The organism is Pantoea sp. GM01, assembly GCF_000282675.1.
GTDB classification, from domain to species: domain Bacteria; phylum Pseudomonadota; class Gammaproteobacteria; order Enterobacterales; family Enterobacteriaceae; genus Pantoea; species Pantoea nemavictus.
Genome location: NZ_AKIU01000085.1, coordinates 1 through 19486, shown reverse-complemented (window position 1 = coordinate 19486; position 19486 = coordinate 1). Strand labels below are relative to the sequence as shown.

Annotated in this window: 18 protein-coding genes; 5 read left to right on the top strand and 13 right to left on the bottom strand. The window is 58.9% G+C overall.

Features of this window, described 5'->3' with window-relative positions:
* The first annotated feature begins 11 nt into the window (after window positions 1–11).
* From cobA to PMI17_RS21655, 4 genes are all read left to right on the top strand, one after another.
* Window positions 12–845, top strand: coding sequence for a uroporphyrinogen-III C-methyltransferase (gene cobA, locus PMI17_RS21670; RefSeq protein WP_007892844.1), 834 nt, complete (start codon window positions 12–14; stop codon window positions 843–845).
* A gap of 87 nt (window positions 846–932) precedes the next feature.
* The gene (flhB, locus tag PMI17_RS21665; protein ID WP_007892843.1) at window positions 933–2084 is read left to right on the top strand and encodes a flagellar biosynthesis protein FlhB; all 1152 of its coding nucleotides are present in this window, start codon (window positions 933–935) and stop codon (window positions 2082–2084) included.
* The gene (flhA, locus tag PMI17_RS21660) at window positions 2077–4164 is read left to right on the top strand and encodes a flagellar biosynthesis protein FlhA (protein ID WP_007892841.1); all 2088 of its coding nucleotides are present in this window, start codon (window positions 2077–2079) and stop codon (window positions 4162–4164) included. Before flhB ends, flhA begins: the two co-directional genes overlap by 8 nt.
* Window positions 4164–4571, top strand: coding sequence for a flagellar protein FlhE (locus tag PMI17_RS21655; RefSeq protein ID WP_007892839.1), 408 nt, complete (start codon window positions 4164–4166; stop codon window positions 4569–4571). The genes flhA and PMI17_RS21655 overlap by 1 nt, the downstream gene beginning before the upstream one ends.
* 45 nt (window positions 4572–4616) lie before the next feature.
* Here PMI17_RS21655 and PMI17_RS21650 read toward each other — a convergent pair whose 3' ends face one another.
* From PMI17_RS21650 to galB, 8 genes are all read right to left on the bottom strand, one after another.
* A complete protein-coding gene (locus tag PMI17_RS21650; protein WP_007892837.1) occupies window positions 4617–5930 on the bottom strand; it encodes a cytochrome c in 1314 nt (437 codons plus the stop codon).
* A gap of 10 nt (window positions 5931–5940) precedes the next feature.
* Complete coding sequence (locus PMI17_RS21645; protein WP_007892836.1) at window positions 5941–7542, bottom strand: GMC family oxidoreductase; 1602 nt, start codon at window positions 7540–7542, stop codon at window positions 5941–5943.
* Window positions 7535–8062 (bottom strand): sugar dehydrogenase complex small subunit, encoded by a 528-nt coding sequence (locus PMI17_RS21640; RefSeq protein ID WP_036622017.1) that lies wholly within the window; start codon window positions 8060–8062, stop codon window positions 7535–7537. Before PMI17_RS21640 ends, PMI17_RS21645 begins: the two co-directional genes overlap by 8 nt.
* 16 nt (window positions 8063–8078) lie before the next feature.
* Window positions 8079–8534: a heme-binding protein gene (locus PMI17_RS21635; RefSeq protein WP_007892834.1), complete on the bottom strand. Its 456-nt coding sequence runs from the start codon at window positions 8532–8534 to the stop codon at window positions 8079–8081.
* 115 nt (window positions 8535–8649) lie between these two features.
* Window positions 8650–9534 carry an NAD(P)-dependent oxidoreductase gene (locus PMI17_RS21630; RefSeq protein ID WP_007892829.1) on the bottom strand — a complete coding sequence of 295 codons (885 nt, stop codon included), beginning with the start codon at window positions 9532–9534 and terminating at the stop codon, window positions 8650–8652.
* Between the two features lie 3 nt (window positions 9535–9537).
* Window positions 9538–10626 carry a 4-oxalomesaconate tautomerase gene (locus PMI17_RS21625; RefSeq protein WP_007892828.1) on the bottom strand — a complete coding sequence of 363 codons (1089 nt, stop codon included), beginning with the start codon at window positions 10624–10626 and terminating at the stop codon, window positions 9538–9540.
* Window positions 10627–10629: 3 nt separating this feature from the next.
* On the bottom strand, window positions 10630–11343 hold the full coding sequence (locus PMI17_RS21620; RefSeq protein WP_007892827.1) for a 4-carboxy-4-hydroxy-2-oxoadipate aldolase/oxaloacetate decarboxylase: 714 nt from the start codon (window positions 11341–11343) through the stop codon (window positions 10630–10632).
* Window positions 11340–12080, bottom strand: a complete 741-nt coding sequence (gene galB, locus PMI17_RS21615; RefSeq protein WP_007892824.1) for a 4-oxalmesaconate hydratase — start codon at window positions 12078–12080, stop codon at window positions 11340–11342. The genes PMI17_RS21620 and galB overlap by 4 nt, the downstream gene beginning before the upstream one ends.
* A 129-nt stretch (window positions 12081–12209) precedes the next feature.
* Here galB and PMI17_RS21610 point away from each other — a divergent pair, with 129 nt between their 5' ends.
* Window positions 12210–13436, top strand: a complete 1227-nt coding sequence (locus PMI17_RS21610; RefSeq protein WP_007892822.1) for a LysR family transcriptional regulator — start codon at window positions 12210–12212, stop codon at window positions 13434–13436.
* Here the strand turns inward: PMI17_RS21610 and aroQ are convergent, their stop codons facing one another.
* From aroQ to argS, 5 genes are all read right to left on the bottom strand, one after another.
* The gene (gene aroQ, locus PMI17_RS21605; protein WP_007892818.1) at window positions 13437–13868 is read right to left on the bottom strand and encodes a type II 3-dehydroquinate dehydratase; all 432 of its coding nucleotides are present in this window, start codon (window positions 13866–13868) and stop codon (window positions 13437–13439) included. It abuts the gene before it with no gap.
* Window positions 13865–14704, bottom strand: a complete 840-nt coding sequence (locus PMI17_RS21600; RefSeq protein ID WP_007892816.1) for an amidohydrolase — start codon at window positions 14702–14704, stop codon at window positions 13865–13867. The genes aroQ and PMI17_RS21600 overlap by 4 nt, the downstream gene beginning before the upstream one ends.
* Window positions 14704–15963, bottom strand: a complete 1260-nt coding sequence (locus tag PMI17_RS21595) for a gallate dioxygenase (protein WP_007892815.1) — start codon at window positions 15961–15963, stop codon at window positions 14704–14706. The genes PMI17_RS21600 and PMI17_RS21595 overlap by 1 nt, the downstream gene beginning before the upstream one ends.
* 17 nt (window positions 15964–15980) lie before the next feature.
* Window positions 15981–17360 carry an aromatic acid/H+ symport family MFS transporter gene (locus tag PMI17_RS21590; RefSeq protein WP_007892813.1) on the bottom strand — a complete coding sequence of 460 codons (1380 nt, stop codon included), beginning with the start codon at window positions 17358–17360 and terminating at the stop codon, window positions 15981–15983.
* Window positions 17361–17805: 445 nt separating this feature from the next.
* The coding region (gene argS / locus PMI17_RS21585; RefSeq protein WP_007892811.1) for an arginine--tRNA ligase at window positions 17806–19486 on the bottom strand (1681 nt) is incomplete at its 5' end.

Genomic DNA, 19486 nt, shown 5'->3' with positions numbered 1-19486 from the left:
CGGAGAACACCATGACGCAAGCCAGTGAATCCCTTGAACAGTTGTTTAATCCCTCAGGCAGTGAGCAACCGCAAGGCTGCGTCTGGTTGGTCGGTGCCGGACCGGGAGACGTCGAGCTACTGACGCTTAAAGCCTGGCGATTGATCAAGCACGCTGATGTGGTGGTGTATGACCGCTTAGTGAGTGAGGCGATCATGGCGGAAGTGCCGGCGAGCACGCTGGCGATTGATGTGGGTAAACAGCCCGGTAGCCACGGCTTAAAGCAGGAGCAGATTAATCAACTGCTGGTGGATTTAGCCCGAAGCGGTCGGCAAGTGGTGCGACTAAAAGGCGGTGATCCCTTTATCTTTGGACGCGGCGGCGAAGAGATGCTGTGCCTGCAACAAGCCGGAATAGGTTGCCAGATAGTGCCTGGCATCACTGCGGCTGCGGGATGTGCGGCGAGTAGCGGCATTCCCTTAACGCATCGTGATTGTGCGCAGTCGCTGCGGTTGATTACCGGTCACGGTAAAAGCGGCGAACCGCAGCTGGCGGATGCCAGTTTGGCCGCAGAAAATCAGACGCTGGTGTTTTACATGGGGCTGAAGTGGAGCGCCAGCATCAGCGCACAACTTCAGGCGCACGGGCGCAGCGCGCAGACGCCGGTGGCAATCATTGAGAATGGCACACGGGCCGATCAGCGCGTGCTCATCACCACGCTTGCCGAGCTACCGCAGACGGTGCTACGAGAACAAGCGCGTTCACCTGCGCTGTTGCTGGTGGGCGACGTAGTGCGCTTCTATCGCCCGCCCGCCACCCTGCAAACTCACGCGCAGCAGAGCGCAATTTCACTTATGGCTAAATAAACTCACATTTCTCCCCTTTAATCCGCGCTTTAGCCTGAGAGGGTTTTGGCATTCTATGCTCAGAATTCCTGCCAGCTGAGGTGCGTTGTGGCTGAAGAGAGTAACGAGGACAAAACAGAATCGCCCACGCCCCACCGACTTGAAAAAGCGCGTGAGGAGGGGCAGATTCCGCGTTCGCGCGAGCTGACTTCAGTGATGATGCTGTTGATTGGGCTGCTTATTTTGTGGGTCGGCGGTAACAGCATGGCGGAGCGCCTGGCGAGCATGGTGGCCACCGGTTTTCGTTTTGATCACGGCATGGTGAACGATGACAAGGTGATTATTGGCCACATTGGCAGCCTGATTAAACAAGCGGTGATTGCGCTGCTGCCGCTAATGGGCGGTTTAGTGGTGGTAGCCCTTGCCGGACCGATGGCATTGGGTGGTCTCAACTTCAGCGGTAAATCCATCAAGTTCGATCTCAAGAAGCTCAATCCGTTAACCGGCATCGGCCGCATGTTCTCCGGACAAACCGCGGCCGAGTTGGTGAAGTCGATCATGAAAGCGGTACTGGTTGGCGTGGTCGCCGGTTGGTACATCTGGAGCCATTGGGAAGAGATGCTGCGCCTGATGAGCGAATCGCCGGTCAACGCGCTGCACCACGGTCTAACGCTGATGGCCGCCTGCTGCGGGCTGATCATGCTGGGATTGTTCCCGATGGTCGGTTTTGACGTGTTCTGGCAGCTCTACAGCTACTTCAAAAAACTGAAGATGACGCGACAGGAAATCCGCGACGAACACAAGCAAAACGAGGGCGATCCGCACGTCAAAGGGCGTATTCGTCAGGCGATGCGGGCCGCCGCACGTCGCCGCATGATGGCCGATGTGCCGACAGCGGATGTCATCGTCACTAACCCGACGCACTACTCGGTGGCGCTGAAATATCAGGAAGGCAAGATGAACGCGCCAAAAGTGGTAGCGAAAGGCGCGGGTGATATCGCACTGAAAATTCGTGAATTAGCCAAAGAGCACCGCATCCCGATTCTGGAAGCGCCGCCGCTGGCGCGTGCGCTGTATCGACACACGGAAATAGGCCAGTTCATTCCCGGCGCGCTGTATGGCGCGGTGGCAGAAGTGCTGGCCTGGGTTTGGCAGCTACGACGCTGGAAGCGTGAAGGCGGCCTGATTCCAAACAAACCAAAAAACCTGCCGGTTCCGGCAGACATGGACTTTGCAGGAGAGAACAGAAACGATGGCTAATTTAGCCGAGAAGCTGCGTTTACCGGGCAACTTTAAAGACACGCAATGGCAGGTGCTGGCGGGGCCGGTACTGATCATGTTGATCCTGTCGATGATGGTGCTGCCGTTACCCGCATTCATTCTTGACCTGCTGTTCACCTTTAACATTGCGCTGTCGATCATGGTGCTGCTGGTGGCGATGTTTACCCAGCGCACGCTGGAGTTCGCCGCATTCCCGACCATTCTGTTGTTCTCGACGCTGCTGCGCCTAGCACTGAACGTCGCTTCCACGCGTATCATCCTGCTGGAAGGTCACACCGGCGCCGATGCCGCCGGACGCGTGGTGGAAGCCTTTGGTCACTTCCTCGTCGGCGGCAACTTCGCTATCGGTATCGTGGTGTTCATCATCCTCGTTATCATCAACTTCATGGTCATCACCAAAGGTGCTGGACGTATCGCCGAAGTCGGCGCGCGTTTCGTGCTGGATGGTATGCCAGGTAAGCAGATGGCGATCGATGCCGACCTCAATGCCGGTTTGATTGGTGAACAAGAAGCCAAACAACGCCGTACCGAAGTGACGCAGGAAGCCGATTTCTACGGCTCAATGGACGGTGCGAGTAAGTTCGTGCGCGGTGATGCCATCGCCGGCATCCTGATCATGGTGATTAACATCATCGGCGGCCTGCTGGTCGGCGTGGTGCAGCACGGTATGGATCTCGGTCACGCCGGTGAAACCTACACGCTGTTAACCATCGGTGACGGCCTGGTAGCGCAGATCCCGGCGCTGGTGATTTCCACCGCGGCAGGTGTCATCGTGACGCGCGTGGGCACCGATCAGGATGTCGGCGAGCAGATGGTGACCCAGCTGTTCAAAAATCCGCGCGTGCTGATGTTGAGCGGCGGCGTGATTGGTTTGCTCGGTCTGGTGCCGGGTATGCCGAACCTGGTGTTCCTGCTGTTCACCGCTGCGCTGTTGGGCCTGGCCTGGTGGCTGCGCGGTCGTGAAATGCAGCCGAAGAAACCCGTAGAATCCTCAGGTTTGGTCAAACCGCAGGAGACGCCAGCCACTGTGGAGGCGTCATGGACCGATGTGCAGCTGGAAGATTCGCTGGGGATGGAAGTGGGCTATCGTCTGATTCCGATGGTCGATCACCTGCAAAACGGCGAACTGCTGGGCCGCATCCGCAGTATTCGTAAGAAGGTGGCGCAGGAGGTCGGTTTCCTGCCGCCGGTGGTGCATATCCGTGACAACATGGAACTGCCGCCCGCGCGTTATCGCATCCTGATGAAAGGGGTGGAGATTGGCAGCGGTGATGCCTATCCGGGCCGCTGGATGGCGATCAATCCAGGCACCGCCGCCGGTTCGTTGCCGGGTGAGCCGACCGTCGATCCGGCCTTTGGTCTGGCGGCGATCTGGATCGATAGCGCATTGAAAGAGCAGGCGCAGATTCAGGGCTTTACCGTGGTTGAAGCCAGCACCGTGGTGGCAACCCACCTTAATCATCTGATTGGCCAATACGCCAGCGAGCTGTTTGGTCGTCAGGAAGCGCAGCAGCTGTTGGATCGCGTCACCCAGGAGATGCCGAAGCTGACCGAAGATCTGGTACCGGGCGTCATCACCCTGACCACGCTGCACAAAGTGCTGCAAAACCTGCTGACCGAACGCGTATCGATTCGCGACATGCGCACCATTATTGAGACGCTGGCGGAACATGCGCCGGTGCAGAACGATCCTCAGGAGTTGACCAGCGTGGTCCGCGTGGCGCTGGGACGTGCCATCACCCAGCAGTGGTTCCCGGGCAATGGCGAAGTGCAGGTGATTGGCCTCGATGCCACGCTGGAGCGTCTGCTGCTGCAGGCATTGCAGGGCGGCGGTGGACTCGAGCCGGGTCTGGCCGATCGCTTACTGGTGCAGGCGCAAGGTGCGCTGCAGCAGCAAGAGATGGCGGGCGCGCCGCCGGTATTGCTGGTGAATCATCCGCTGCGTGCGCTGCTGGCGCGCTTCCTGCGCCGCAATCTGCCGCAGCTGATCGTGCTGTCGAATATGGAACTGACCGATAACCGTCAGATCCGCATGACCGCCACCATTGGAGGCAAGTAATGCGCCGCTGGTGCTGGGCATTAATGATGTTGCCGATAATGGCGATGCCGCTCGCGGCCAACGCGGCCAGTGGTGCCTGGACCGCCAACGCCAGCGGCCCCAGCCTCGGCGTGCGCGGTAACTGGCTGAAGACGCCGGCGCTGCGTGCGCCGTCATCCGCACCGGGCACTATTTCTGTGGTGAACTGGCGCTATCAGCTTAGCCGTCCTGCGCCGTCGGGTTTGCTGGTGCGCTTATGTGCCGCCGATCGCTGTGTCGAAATCGAAGGGGCCAGCGGCAGTACCCGGGGTTTAGCCAACGTCGCCGCAGAAGAGACGCTGCATCTGGCCTTTGGTTTTCAGGGCAAGGGCGCATTGCCGCCGGGCTTGCGCGTGGTGAGCAGTGAAGTGACGGTGAATTATCAGTAACCACTAAACTATCGGCGACGCTTATGGCGCCGCCGATAGTCTCAATTAAGGCTTATCCCCCTGACTGAAGAGGGGTGGATAAGCCAGCTTTGCATCCTGCCTTAATTCCTTAACCTGCTTCGCACTCACCTCGGCCGCTGCCGGATTACCAAACTGCTGACTGACAAAGTTACTGACGTCAGCCACCTGCTGATCGCTCAGCTCCGGCGCAAAGGCGGGCATAAACACGTCGCCTTCTGTCATGTGACGATGCACACCGTTGAGGATCACTGACACCACGTTGGGTGCATCTGTCGCACCGGTGCTGGTGTGGTGGAACAGCGATGGATAAGCATGGAAGCCCGTGCCCGATCCCGCACCTTCCGCACCGTGACAGCTGGCGCAGTTGCCGGCAAACAGCACCGCACCGGGCTGCGCGTTGCGCGTTGCGTCATCTGCGCCGCGCAGTGCAATCAACGCGGTTGACGCTTGTCCCCAGCTATCACGCGGCTTGGTTTGCTGCTTATCCGCCTGTGGCTTGACGCTGCGCAGATAGGTAGCGATATCTTGCAAGTCACTGTCCGGCAGATATTGCAGGCTGTGCTCAATCGCTTCGGCCATAGGACCGGAGGCGCTGGCTTTATTAGCGACAAACCCGGTTTTCAGGTAGGTTACCAGCTGCTGCTGGCTCCAGTTGCCAATGCCCGCCTGCTTGTCCGGTGTAATGTTGTACGCCGTCCAGCCACCGAGATCGCCACCGGCCAGCGCGTGATCGCTGTCCATGCCCATGGTCAAATTACGTGGTGTGTGACAGGTGCCGCAGTGCGCCAGCGCTTCGACCAGATAGCGACCGTTATTCCACTGCGCGCTCTGCTGCGCATCGTTCTGTAATTCGCCCTTATCAAAGTTTAACCATTTCCAGAAGCGCATGCCCCAACGCTGGTTGAACGGGAACGGCAGGTCGGTTTGGGGTGAGGCCTGATGTACCGGCGGCATCGACAGTAAATAGGCTTTAATCGCCAGCACATCGTCGCGCTTCATTTTGGTGAAGGAGTCATACGGCATCGCCGGATAGAGCTGCTCGCCGTTTTTGCCAATGCCGTCGCGTACCGCGGCAACAAACTGATCGTCACTCCAGCTACCAATTCCGAACTGCTTATCGGCGGAGATATTGCTGCCCCAGATCTGACCGAAAGGCGTACTGACGGCAAAGCCGCCGCCAAACAGCGGACCGTTGGTGGCGGTATGGCAAGCGGTACAGTCGCTGGCGCGTGCCAGATATTCACCGCGTTTAATCTGCGCGGCGTTGTCTGCCGCCTGAGCCACGGCACACTGCATCAGGACCAGCGCGATAGCGGCCTGAAGAAATACAGGTTTCATCGGGTAATCCTTATAAGCTTGCCAGCACGCTGTCGGCCATGCGTAGCGCCAGCGCGGTGCCGGTCAGGGTGGAGTTCACCGTCGACGCTGAGGGCATAATGCCGGTGCCGGCGATAAACAGGTTCGGGTGGTCGTGAGTGCGGCAGTGGCCATCCACCACCGAATCCTGCGGATTGCTACCCATGATCATGGTGCCGGTGATGTGCTGATTGTTGTCGTAAACCCCGCGTGGGCTATAAATCGCCTCCGTTCCGCCCATCTGTTTAACCATGCGCTGGAAGTCGACCATCGACTGGTCATAGCCGCGATGCACGTATTCCGGGAAGCTGTAATGAACCTCGAGACGAGGAATGCCCCAGGCATCTTTTTCCGTTTTGCTCAGGGTGACGCGGTTCTGCGGTTCCGGCAGCATCTCCAGCAGGCACTTCAGCTGGACAAAACGCTCGGCCTGGAAAGCCAGCTTGTCATTGAGCGCCTGGCCGTAATAACCCTGACGCACCAGGCGTTCGGTGAGATAGCGCACCGGCGAGGTATTGGAGAGGTCGATACGCAGCGCCGAACGTTCAGCGCGGAAATCACCGTCACGCAGATTATTGATACTGCCGGGACGCATTGGGCCACGCCCAAACCACACCGGCTCATCGGCGTAAAACTCTACCGACGATCCTGGATGATCCATCAGATTACGCCCCACCATACCGGAACGATTGGCGATGCCGTCCGGATAGCGTTCGCTGGCGGAGATCAGCAGGATTTTCGGGCTCTCAATGCCGTTCGCCGTCAGGACAAACTGTTTGCCGGTGACGCGATGGCGCACTTTGTTTTGGTCAAGATAATGCACCGCCTGAATGGTGCCTTTATCGTCGGCTTCAATGCGAAACACCACCGCGTTGGTGACAATTTTCACCCCGGCATCCAGCGCCTTGCGTGCCGCTATGCCGCCGTGATACTGCGCATCAATCGGGCACACTGGCATGCAGTTATTATTGCCGCAGCAGGCTGGACGACCGTCATAGGCGATGCTGTTGCGTGCCTGTGGACCAATGCCAACCTCATAACCCAGCGGACCGAGACGCTGCTTCAGGCGATCAAAACCGTACGGCAGCGGGATGCCTGGCAGCGGGTAAGGGCGTGAGCGTGGAGAAGCCAGATCGCTATCGCCGGATACGCCCATCTGATACTCGGCGTCACAGTAATAAGGCTCCAGCTCGGCATAGCTGATCGGCCAGTCACGACCAACGCCGTACAGCGACTGAATACGCATATCGTTGGGTAACAGGCGGAACGCCTGGCCAGCCCAGTGCCACGTGGTGCCACCAGTACCGCGCAGATACTGGGCGCGATAGGGATCTGGGCCTTTCTGGATCAGATAGTTATTATCACTGGGAATAAATTTCGGCTGCGGTGCCCACGGCTGCGGCGGATAGGGTTCAGTGAAGTCGCCTTTAAACGGCGAGTTGCGGAAATATTCCACTGCGCGGTCGCGTTTGATCTCCGGCCCGGACTCCAGTATCAGCACCGACGCGCCGGCGTTAGCCATCTTCAGTGCCGCCAGTGAACCGGCAATACCGGCACCAATCACCACCACATCGGCGCTTAATGAATCAGACATGTGCTCTCCTTGCTGGCGGTTGCGTCCAGAAGTTAGGTTGCCCCGGCGCGTAGCTCGGTGGTAACAGCCAATCGCGTACCCGCTGATAGCTGACAATATTTTCGAAGGCGATGCATTGCGGCCGTGGCAGCGGGCCGACGACGCCCAGATACCAACCGGAAACCAGCGCCTGATAAAGGTCGTTCAATGCCTTGGGCTGGGAGCTCAACAGCGTCAATAGCGTGCTGCCGTTGGCGGCGGGCTGCTGCTGCAATAGCGTGCTGAGTGTATCGAGTTGGCTATCAAGCTGCGGGACATGCTCGTGCAGCCAGCTGTACAGGCGCTGGGCCAGTAGAGTATCCGGCTGTTCCAGCCCGGTGAGGGTGACGGAAATTGCGCGAAAACTGGCGGAGGGCGCAACCGCGGCGGCCAGCGGGGGGGCCGCGAAAGCGAGGTTGCCGGGCAGCACCTGCGTCAGGACGCCAGCCACCAGCAGGCCCGCCGTGCCGGTCAATAGCCGGCGGCGTGAAAGAGTCATCAGAAAAGATTCCTTGAAGTTACTTCAGCGCCTGAGCGGCAGCCTCTGAAGCCTGATTGTCCAGTTCCTGTTTGGGGGTGCTAACGCCGACGGCGCCGACCACTTCATTCTGCAGCTGGAGCGGGAAGCCCCCGCCGAGTGCGACGGCATGCGGGATGGCGAGAACGGTGGTTTCACCGCTCTGCAAACGCTGCATAAATTTCAGTGAGGGGGCGTGATACAGCGCCGAGGTGCGGGCTTTACCTATTGCGGCATCCACACAACCCGGCGACGCGCCGTCAAGGCGCTGGAAGGCCAGCAGCGTGCCGCTGGCATCGACCACCGCCACGCAGCCGGTACTGTGTTGCGCGCTGATGCTATTTTTCACACTGGTCATGACCTGGTTGGTGTGGCTGGCGTCCAGCGCGGCGGCGCTGGCCTGGCCGATACCCGCTGCCAGCAGCAGGGAAAGGGCGACAGATGCTCTACTCTTCATTTTTTGCTTCCGATATTTATTGTTTTAAACGTGCTTCTCGTCTCGCTTACGCTACGCTGTTGCAAAAATGTAAACAATTGCCGATAAACAAAACGCATACCTCTATCCGTATAACTCATTGAGGTGGATAGATCTTATCCAGTGTCTCTTGCCAGATGAACGGTGTCAGTTGTTGATAGCGCAGGGAACGTGCGTTTAACGCATCAATCAGCCCTTGCTGTGTCGCAACAATTGCTGCGCTCATCGCGGCCGGTACGTTGACGTCTTGCAGCGTTTTCACCACTTCCTGCATCTCTTCAGCGCGGCGCTGGCCGTGTTCCGCCACGCGGCTGATCAGGTAGTGCGGCAGCTGATCGTTCCAGCCAAGCGAAGGAAAACTGGCGTGCAGCGAGTCGAGCACCGCTTCTTCAACGCCGTACTGCCTCGCCGCACTCAGACATTCGGTGGTCAGCGCTTCCAGTCCTTTAATCATGACGCTGCGGCACATCTTAATCGCCGAGGCTTCACCCACTTCGCAACCCAGCAGGCGGCTGTTGCAACCGAGCTGTTGCAGCAGCGGCTGCACTTGAGCAGCCTGAACGCCGCCAATCAGCAGCGGCGTAGCCAGGCGCTTTGGCGGCACCGGCGCCATCACCGCCACGTCGACATAGCTGGCACCGCTGGCGCTAATCACCTCCGCCGCAGCGCGTTTGGTATGCGGTGCCACGGAATTGAGATCGAGAAAATGCTGGCCATGGTGTAATAGCGCTGCGGCCTGCTGCGCCACGTTCAGTGCCTGCGATGCGGTGACCGTGGAGAACACCAGTACGGCATTCTGCAGCGCTTCAGCCAGCGAGTTGGCTAACCGCACGCCGCTGTGCTGCGCTTTTTGCCGCAACGCGGGCAGGTTCTCCGCCTCAAGGGCTTTGCGATCCCATACCGTCACCGCATTGCCCTGCGCCTGTAAGTCATGGGCCAGAATGCCGCCCGCTTCACCAAAACCGATAAACGTGATGTTCATCCATTACTCCATGCTGAATGGCCAAATCGCCGCCGGAATCAACACCTCACCGGCAAAAATGGCGCGCGCGGTGCGCAGCAGACCGCAGCCCGCCAGCGGGTTATCGCCGCTGCGCTGCAGCAGCACGCTGAACTCACCGCTCGGATGTTCCACGCTCAGACGCTGCTGAGGCGCATCGCTGGTACGCGCCAGACCGTCGGCGACGCTGCCCGGAATCAAACAGGCGCTGGCGACGCTCACCGCGCCGAGCACGCCAATCGAGGCGTGGCAGCGGTGGGGAATAAAGGTGCGTGAGCTGATCGCACCGCCGTGACGTGCCTCAGCCAGCAGGGTCACTTTCGGCACCGTGCGCTGGCTGACATCACCCAGATTCATGCGTGGCCCAGCCTGCAGGCGAATCGACTCCAGCCGCTGTTTCAGCTCGCTGTCGTTGTCTAATTCGTCGCGGCTTTCATAGCCGCTGCGATTAACATCCGCAGCTCGCACCAGGATCACCGGCATACCGTTGTCGATGCAGGTGACGTCGATACCGTCAAAGCGATCGCGCGGTTGACCGGTCGGCAGCAGGGCGCCACAGCTCGATCCCGCAATATCGTTGAAGGTGAGGGCGATCTCGCCCGCCGTGCCCGGTACGCCGTCAATGCGCAGTTCGCCGTCATAGTCGACTTCCCCGCCGGGCGTGGCGAACGTTGCTTCGGCAATTTGCCCGGTGTTGTGCATAAAAATGCGCACCATGGTGCATTCACGGCCCGCCGCGACCAGCCCGCGCTCGACGGCGAAGGGGCCGACGGCAGCGAGAATATTGCCGCAGTTTTGTCCGTAATCGACGCTGGGGCGATCGACATTGACCTGGGCAAACAGATAATCGACATCGGCATCGTCGCGGCTGGACGCGCTGACGATCGCCACTTTGCTGGTCAGCGGATCGGCGCCCCCCAGGCCATCTATCTGACGGATATCGGGCGATCCCATCACCGCTAGCAGCACCCGGTCACGCGCCGTGGGATCGGCTGGCAGATCCTGGGCCAGAAAGCAGGCGGCTTTTGAGGTGCCGCCGCGCATCAACAAGCAGGGAATGCGACGCTGGCGCATGGTTTACTCCTCCAGTTGCTCAAGCGTGTCGAGATAGCGCAGGCCTTTTTCCGCCAGGCGCGGGCGCATCTGGTAAATATCCAGCCCCAGTTCACCGTCTGCCAGGCGGGCGCGTTTACTCTCCTCTAGCGCTTCACGCTGACGCGCTTTTTCTGCCACGCTGGCGGCGTCACTGCGCGGCACCACTACCACGCCGTCGTCATCGGCCACGATCACGTCACCGGGCCAGACCAGCTGTCCGGCGCACACTAGCGGGACATTGACCGAACCGAGCGTCTCTTTCACGGTGCCTTGCGCATATACCGCACGCGACCAGACCGCGAAACCCATTGCGCGCAAGGTGCGGCTATCACGCACCCCAACATCCGCCACCAGTCCGCGTACACCGCGCGACTGAAGCGAGGTTGCCAGCAGATCGCCGAAAAAGCCGTCGCTGCACGGTGAGGTGGGCGCTACCACCAGCACATCGCCCGGCTGACACAATTCCACTGCCACGTGGAACATCCAGTTATCGCCTGGCGCCACCAGCACGGTGATCGCACTGCCAGCAATGCCACAATCCTGCTGAATGGGGCGAATGGCGGGATCGAGCAAGCCTGCGCGCCCCTGCGCTTCATGCACGGTGGCGACACCTGAACGGGCCAGGACATCGATATCCACCGCAGCAGCACGTTGAATATGGCGTACCGCCACGCCTTTTTTACCGATGAGGCTCATGCCAGATCCTCCGTTACGCGCGGGAAGATGCTTTGATAACCTTCGCCATAAACGATATCGCGCTGACTGGTGATCCCGACGTTACGCTTGGCCTGCACGCCACGCTGCTGCGCCACGCGCGTGTAGTATTCCCACAGATGTTCCTGCCCGGCCATGCACTGAATCGCCTGATATTTTTTATCCCACACTGAGGTGATATCCAGCAGTACATCCGGTTTCCAGCTGCACTGCTCTGGCTGGTGCGGTTCGAAGCAGTAGACCGGCGGTGCACCAATGATTTTTTCGCCCGGACGATAGCCTTCAGCCTGGGCAATAATGCGTGCTTCCTGCGCCAGATGCGTGGCCATCGGATGATCGTAGTTGTAGGGATCCTGCAACGAGTGCGTCAGGACAAAGTGCGGCTGCACCCGGCGGTAAACGTCGGCCAGACGGAACAGGGTTTCTTTGTCGGCACGCAGCGGATAATCGCCGAGGTCAAAAAATTCGATGCTGGCACCCAGAATGTCGGCCGCCGCCTGCGCCTCGCTGCGCCGGGCCGCTTTCACTTTCGCCTCACTCATCTCACCTTTACGCCACAGCTTGGCCGATTCACCGCGCTCGCCAAATGAGAGACAGACAACGTGAACCTCATAGCCCTGCGCATGATGAAGCGCGATGGCGCCACCCGCGCGCCAGACGAAATCCGCTGAGTGAGCGCTGACCACCAGCGCGGTTTTTTTTGGGGTGTTATCAGTCATGGCATACTCCTCCGCTGTTTTTTCCATGCTGTCACTGCCGGCGCGGTGCGGATAATTCATTTGATTGCAGCGGGTATGCGTTTTATTTATATTGCGACATCGATCGGTGGAGAAAGTGGGCAGGGAAAGATGGCGGAAAATGCGAGTCAGGAACTGACAAACCTGATGCAAATCAGAGCCTTTTGTCAGGTGGTAGCGCAGGGCAGTGTTTCTCGTGCGGCAGATGAATTATTTCGCACCCAGTCGGCGATTACGCGTGCCATTCGCGACCTGGAACTCACGTTAGGCGTCACGCTGTTTGAGCGCCACGCTGGCGGCATGATGCTAACTGACTTTGGCAAATGTGTGCTGCCGCGCGCCTTACGCGCGATTGAGGAGTTGCATCAGGTACCGCAGCGCCTGGCAAAACTACAGGGGCGCGGCGCACAACGTAACGATGCGGAACCGCTGTGGCTGTTTAACGTGCGTCGCCTGCAAATTTTTATCACCTTGTGTCAAACGCGGCATATGCAGACGGTGGCGGCGCGTCTCGGACTCAGTCAACCGGCGGTGAGCGCTGCGCTGCGCGTGCTGGAGAATGGCGCCGGCCTCGCGCTGCTGGAGCGTACGCCACATGGCATGATGCCCTCGCTGGCCGGGCGTGAAATCGAGCCTTACGTACGGCGGGCTCTGAATGAACTGCGCCATATTCCGGCCGATATTGCCGCGCGTAGCGGGATTCTGGAGGGGACCGTGCGCGTCGGTGCGCTGCCGCTGGGACGTACGCGCATTCTGCCGCAGGCGATCGTGATGCTGACGGCGCGTTATCCGGGCGTGCGCGTGGTGACCAGTGAAAGTGCCTTTGGCGTACTGGCCGCAGAAATGCGCTCTGGCGATATTGATTTTATCTTTGGTGCGCTGCGCCGTGATGAAGACGCGCTGGACGTCACGCGCGAAACGCTGTTCTCCGAGCGTATGGTGTTGCTGGCGCGCCACGATCATCCGCTGGTGGGACGCGAGATTGCTACCGACGATCTGCGCGCTGCGCGTTGGGTTCTGCCGCGTTCGGCAACGCCAGCGCGCTATCTGCTGAATAACAGTTTCCAGGCGATGGGCATTCCGGCGCCCGATCCGCTGTTGGAAACCGGCGATCTGGCACTGGTGCGAGGCTTGCTAATGCAGTCGGATATGCTGGCGGCGGTCTCCGCTCATCAGCTGGAAGTTGAGCTGGCATCCGGCGCGCTGGTGGCGTTGCCGGTGCCTTTACCGGATACCGAACGCGCCATCGGGCTGACGGTGCGCGCGGGCTGCCTGCACTCTCCGGCAGCGGATGCGTTGATCCGCTGCCTGCGTGAAGTGTGCGGGCAGGGCGAATAATTAGCCCGCGTGTGCTGCTTCCATCAACGCATAGCGATAGCCGCGAATGCCGTAGCCGCAGATAACACCCTGCGCGACGTCCGAAAGATAGGAGTGGTGACGGAAGGGCTCACGTTTATGCACGTTCGTGATGTGCACTTCCCATAGCGGCAGCGCTACCCCGGTGACCGCATCACGGATCGCCACCGAAGTGTGCGTCCATGCCGCCGGGTTGATCACCAGCGCCTGCGCCTGCAGGCGTGCCTGCTGGATCCACTCGATCATTTCACCTTCGTGGTTAGTCTGGCGAAACTCAATGGCAACGCCCAACTCTTCGGCCGTCGCCCGGCACAGCGCTTCCACGCTCTCGAGCGTATCGGCACCGTAAGTTTCCGGCTCACGGGTACCCAGCAAATTGAGGTTCGGGCCGTTCAAAACGTAGAGGGTTCTCATCGTGACTCCTGTAGTTCAGTAAAACCAAACAGCCGCTTTGGCGTGTGCCACAGCACCTGGAGGCGGCTCTTTTCGTCGGGGATCAGCTGTTCGATGAGCAGCAGTTGCGTGCCCATATCCATGCGTTCGCTGGCGCGCAGGAAGGGCCAGTCGGATCCCCACATGCAGTTTTCGGCACCGAACGCCTGCAGCAGTGCCCGCAGATAGGGATGACCATCGCTGAAGGGATAAGGCTGGCGGGAAAATTTCGCCAGCCCGGACAGTTTCACGCTGGTGCGCTGCTGATCGGCCAGCGACAGCAGCGCCTGAAACGCCGGTTGCTTCAGGCCTGCGCTGACGTCCGGTCGACCTGAGTGATCAATCAGCAGGCGCGCGCGGGTGCGTGACAGCAGCGGCATCAGTGCCAGCAGCTGGTCGTTCTGCACCTGAATTTGGGCAAACAGATCCAGCTCCGCCAGCCTGCCCATCAGGCCATCCAGCTGGATAAACGGTTCGGTGCCCAGCATCGCCACGTTAAGCGCGATCCCGACAATGCCCTGCGCTTTCAGGCTGGCGAGCGTATCGCTATCGACATCACGCGGCGTGACCGCAATCCCCTTGAAACGGCCTTCACCGCGCTTGATGGTATCCAGCAGGCAGCGGTTGTCGGTGTTGTAACCCGAGGTCGGACCGACAATCAGCGAATGGCGGATGTTGTAGGCCTGCATCACGGCGCGATAGTAATCTGGCGTCGCCAGCTCGTGCCCGTCCGGGTTATAGGCGCTTTCGGGCGCCCAGGGAAAGTTTTTGGGATCAAAAACGTGGTGATGGCAGTCAATGACCGGTTGCGTAAACATCAGTCTGCTTTCCCCGCCACAGAGTAGAGCACCTGTTGATTGCGCGTCTGCTGGAACTGCTCCAGCGTTTCGCCACGCATCGCCGAGTAGATATGCAGGTTAGACACGCCGACCACTGCACCCAGTTTTTCCAGCAGGAAGAAGCTGACGCCGTAGTGGATCATGCCACGCCAGTCGAGCTGGGTGATGAGCGCCTGCTCTTCAGCGGTCAGCCCGGCTTCCTGATACAGCGCCTGCGGCTCCGCGCGGAAACGCTTACGCCATTCCGGTTGAATCATGCGGTGCAGGAAGCGGTTGATTCGCAGCGCCTTCAGGCTGCGCGCTTGGGTAAAGGGATAGGTGCCTGGCAGTTTTTCCACCCCGCTGAGCTGCAGGTTGATCTTATCGCGCTGGCGCTGATGCACATCTACCGGTGCCTCGCGCGATTGGTTTTCGAGGATCAGCGTGGCGATGCCGGTCATTGACGGCAGATAGTAGTCCTGATGCAGTTTCTCAACGTTAGCCGACAGCGCACCGCGCATGATCAGCCACATGATCACTTCGGCGCCTTCCAGACCACCGAGCGTGGCGTATTCCGCCAGAGTGATTTCGGTCAGACGCTCAGGGTCGTTGACCAGCAGATCGATAAACTGGGCATCCCATTCTGGATTGTTGAAGCCGCAGCGCTCGCCGTGTACCTGATGTGAGACGCCACCGGTCGCCACCACGGCAACCTTCAGGTCTTCGGGGAAACTCTCCACCGCGCGTTTCAGCGCCTGGCCCAATTTGTAGCAACGTCGCGCCGTTGGAATCGGGAACTGTAAAACGCCCACCGCCAGCGGAACTACCTGCATTGGCCAGCCGCCTTGCCACGGCGCCAGCGCCGACAGCGGAGAGAACAGGCCGTGATCCAGCGCTTTGTCCTGGAAGAATGACATATCGAACTCATCGGCCATCAGGCTGGCACCAATATGTTGCGACAGCGCTGCATGGCCTTTTACCGGCGGCAGATCGCGCGCGCCACCCCCCTCATCGGCGACGGCATAGTCGTCATCAATGCCCAGTACAAAGGCTGAGTAGTGATCGAAAAAGAACGAGGTGACGTGATCGTTAAACACATACAGCAGCACGTCCGGTTTCTTCTCCTCCAGCCAACGCTGCATTGGCGCAAAGCCATCGAATATCGGTGCCCAGGCACCTTCCTGCTGCTTGTTGTGATCGACCGCAAAGCCAATGGTAGGTGTATGAGAAACTGCCAGACCGCCTATGATTTTAGCCATGAGTTGTGACCTCTATTTCATCGATTATTCAGGGTACGCGACAGGGACGGCAGGTCATTAAGGTCGATGCCTTTGACCTGACGGGCCACCTGCGCAGGGTGATGTCGGGTGATGGAGAGTGCCGCCAAAACTGCCGGGAGCGACAAAACGATAAAAATAGCGGTTTGCCCAGGAAATACGCCGAGCAGCACGCCGCCCAGAGAGGAGCTGATAATGGCACCGCTACGGCCAATACCGTGCATCCAGCACACGCCAGTGGCGCGCATTTCGGTGGGGTAGAAAGCCGGAGAAAATGCCTGTAAGCCGGTTTGCGCCCCGTTGATGCAAATACCTGCCATGAAGACCAGCAGTGCCAGCAGATTAGGGCCAAAGCCCCAGATTCCCTGCGATACCAGGCAGAAGCTGCCGAGTAGATAGAACAGGGCAATAACGTATTTAGCTTTAAACCGGTCCATCAGCCCACCGACCAGCAGGCCGCCAACCGTTCCACCCAGCTGGAATAAGCCGGCAACAATCGCTGCGCGTTCCAGCGTCACACCGCCGGACCGCATAATGGTCGGCAACCAGCCGTTGAGCAGGTAGATGACAAACAGTCCCATAAAGTAGGTCAGCCACAGCACCAGCGTACCGCCCGCATATCCACGGCTGAACAGTTGCAGCACCTGGGCTTTCTTCGGGATCACCGGTGCATTAAGCACAAAGGCGGTCCCTGCGGCAAACTCACCGCCAAGGCGCTTAAGCACGGCGGCAATTTTGTCGCGACTGACCTTACGTACCACCATATACATGGCCGATTCGGGTAACAGCCACAGCAGGAGGGGCAACATCAGAAGTGGCAGCAGGCCGCCAAAGCCCAATACCGCTTGCCAGCCATAGTGCGGCAGCATGCCAGCAGCAATGAATCCGCCCAGCCCGGAACCAATATTAAAGCCGCTGTACATCACGGTGATCATTAGGCTGCGGCGGCGCTCCGGCATATATTCCGACACCAGCGTGACGCAGTTTGGCATCACCGCACCCAGCCCCAGACCGGTGAGAAAACGTAACACACCCATTTCCAGCGGCGTGCGGGCGAAGGCGCTCAGCAGGCTGAAGCAGGCAAACACGGCAATCGACAGCAGCAGCACGCGCTTGCGCCCCAATTTGTCCGACCACGGGCCAGCGATCAGCGCGCCAATCGCCACGCCAAACATGGCGGCACCAAGAATAGGTCCCATTTCCGCATGACTAATGCCCCAATCTTCAATCAGGGCCGGTGCAATGAAACCCATTGCTGCCGCGTCGTAGCCATCAAACATGATGATGATGAAACACAGGGCGAGGGTCAGCCACTGGTATCCGGTGATCGGGCGGGCGTCGATCCAGCCTTTTACATCGATAATGTCGTGATTGCTCATAGGGTACGCTCTGATTTTTTTATTAATTACGTCGCCGGGTTAAGACTTTTCTCTGCGCTAATGGACATCAACGGCATCACGTTAACCCGACGGCAGGGAGAGTTATTATTATTTTTTGCTGTTAAAACAGCTTGTTAAAGGTATTTTTGTTTCAACTTCGATTACCAAATTAGGGGGGCAGCGTAAGTTTGTCTGCCATAAAATGGTTATCAAGGTATGAGTTTTGTTTATTTGGTGAGCTGTGTCGTAAATTTTGGTATTGGCAAATTCACGGGAAAATTGCCAATGACGGGCGGATAAAAGCGGGTCAAAAAGGGTATTGGAGTAAGTGGACTATCGGCTGGGAAAGTGAGGATAAAGCGTAAGGCGTTGGCGGTGAGTTTGAGCGGGTGGGAAACAAAAGGTTAGCGGAGAATGTCCTTAGACACGCTCCGCTAAAAAGGTATTACATGCGCTCGACGGTTTTAATGCCCAGCGTATCCAGACCTTGCTTCAGCGTCTTCGCGGTTAAGGCGGCCAGCTGCAGGCGGCTGTTACGAATAGTCTCATCTTCGGCGGAGAGAATTGGGCAGTGCTCATAGAAGCCAGAGAACTGACCGGCCAGCTCATACAGGTAAGCACACATCACGTGTGGCGTGCCGTCGCGTGCGACCTGAGTAATCACCTCTTCGAACTGCAGCAAGCGAGTGGCCAGCTGCGCTTCGCGCTCTTCAGTCAGTACCATGTCGCCGCTCAGGCTATCGGCATCAATGCCGGCTTTGCGGAACACCGATAACACACGCGTGTAGGCATACTGCATGTAAGGCGCGGTATTGCCTTCAAATGCCAGCATGTTGTCCCAGTCGAAGATGTAATCGGTGGTGCGGCTTTTTGACAGGTCAGCGTATTTGACCGCGCCGATACCGACCACTTCTGACAGATCTTTCAGCTCTTGCGCCGACATCTCTGGATTCTTCTCGCTTACCAACGCATGCGCGCGCTCAACGGCTTCATCCAGCAGGTCCGCGAGGCGAATGGTGCCGCCGCTGCGGGTTTTGAACGGACGGCCATCTTTGCCCAGCATCATGCCAAACGCATGGTGTTCCAGCGGAACCGATTCTGGCACATAACCGGCTTTGCGCACGATGGTCCACGCCTGCTGCAGATGCTGATGCTGACGCGAATCGATGTAGTACAGCACGCGATCGGCATGCAGGGTTTCGAAGCGGTATTTGGCGCAGGCGATGTCGGTGGTGGTGTAGAGATAGCCGCCATCTTTCTTCTGAATGATCACGCCCATCGGTTCGCCTTCCTTGTTTTTAAACTCATCAAGGAAAACCACGGTGGCGCCTTCGCTGGTAACCGCCAGACCTTTTTCACGCAAATCAGCGACGATGCCCGGCAGCATGTCGTTGTACAGGCTTTCGCCCATCACGTCTTTGCGCGTCAACGTCACGTTCAGGCGGTCGTACACCAGCTGGTTCTGACTCATGGTGATATCGACCAGCTTCTTCCACATGCTGCGGCAATACTCATCGCCACCTTGCAGTTTCACCACGTAGCTGCGCGCGCGTTCCGCAAAGGCTTCGTCGGCGTCATAGGTGATTTTAGCTTCGCGGTAGAAGGCTTCTAAATCGGCCAGCGCGATCGCTTCGTGATTTTCATTCTGCTGCTTTTCCAGATAGGCAATCAGCATGCCGAACTGCGTGCCCCAGTCACCGACGTGGTTGGCGCGAATCACCTTGTGACCGAGAAACTCCAGCGTACGCACGGCAGCATCACCGATGATGGTGGAGCGCACGTGACCGACGTGCATCTGCTTCGCCACGTTCGGCGCGGAGTAATCCACCACGATAGTTTGCGGCGAAACGGTGCTTACGCCCAGGCGCGGCAGCTGCAGGGCCTGGGCGGTTTGCGCCGCCAGCCATGCACGGTCCAGAAAGATGTTGATAAAGCCGGGACCGGCAATTTCGACCTTGCTGGCGATGCCGTTGAGGTCCAGGTGCTGAATCACTTGCTCAGCCAGTTGGCGCGGTGCCTGACCCAGTTTTTTCGCCACGGCCATGATACCGTTGGCCTGGTAGTCACCGAACTGCACTTTCGCAGACTGACGAACCTGAGGTTCGCAATCGGCAGGGGCACCCGCC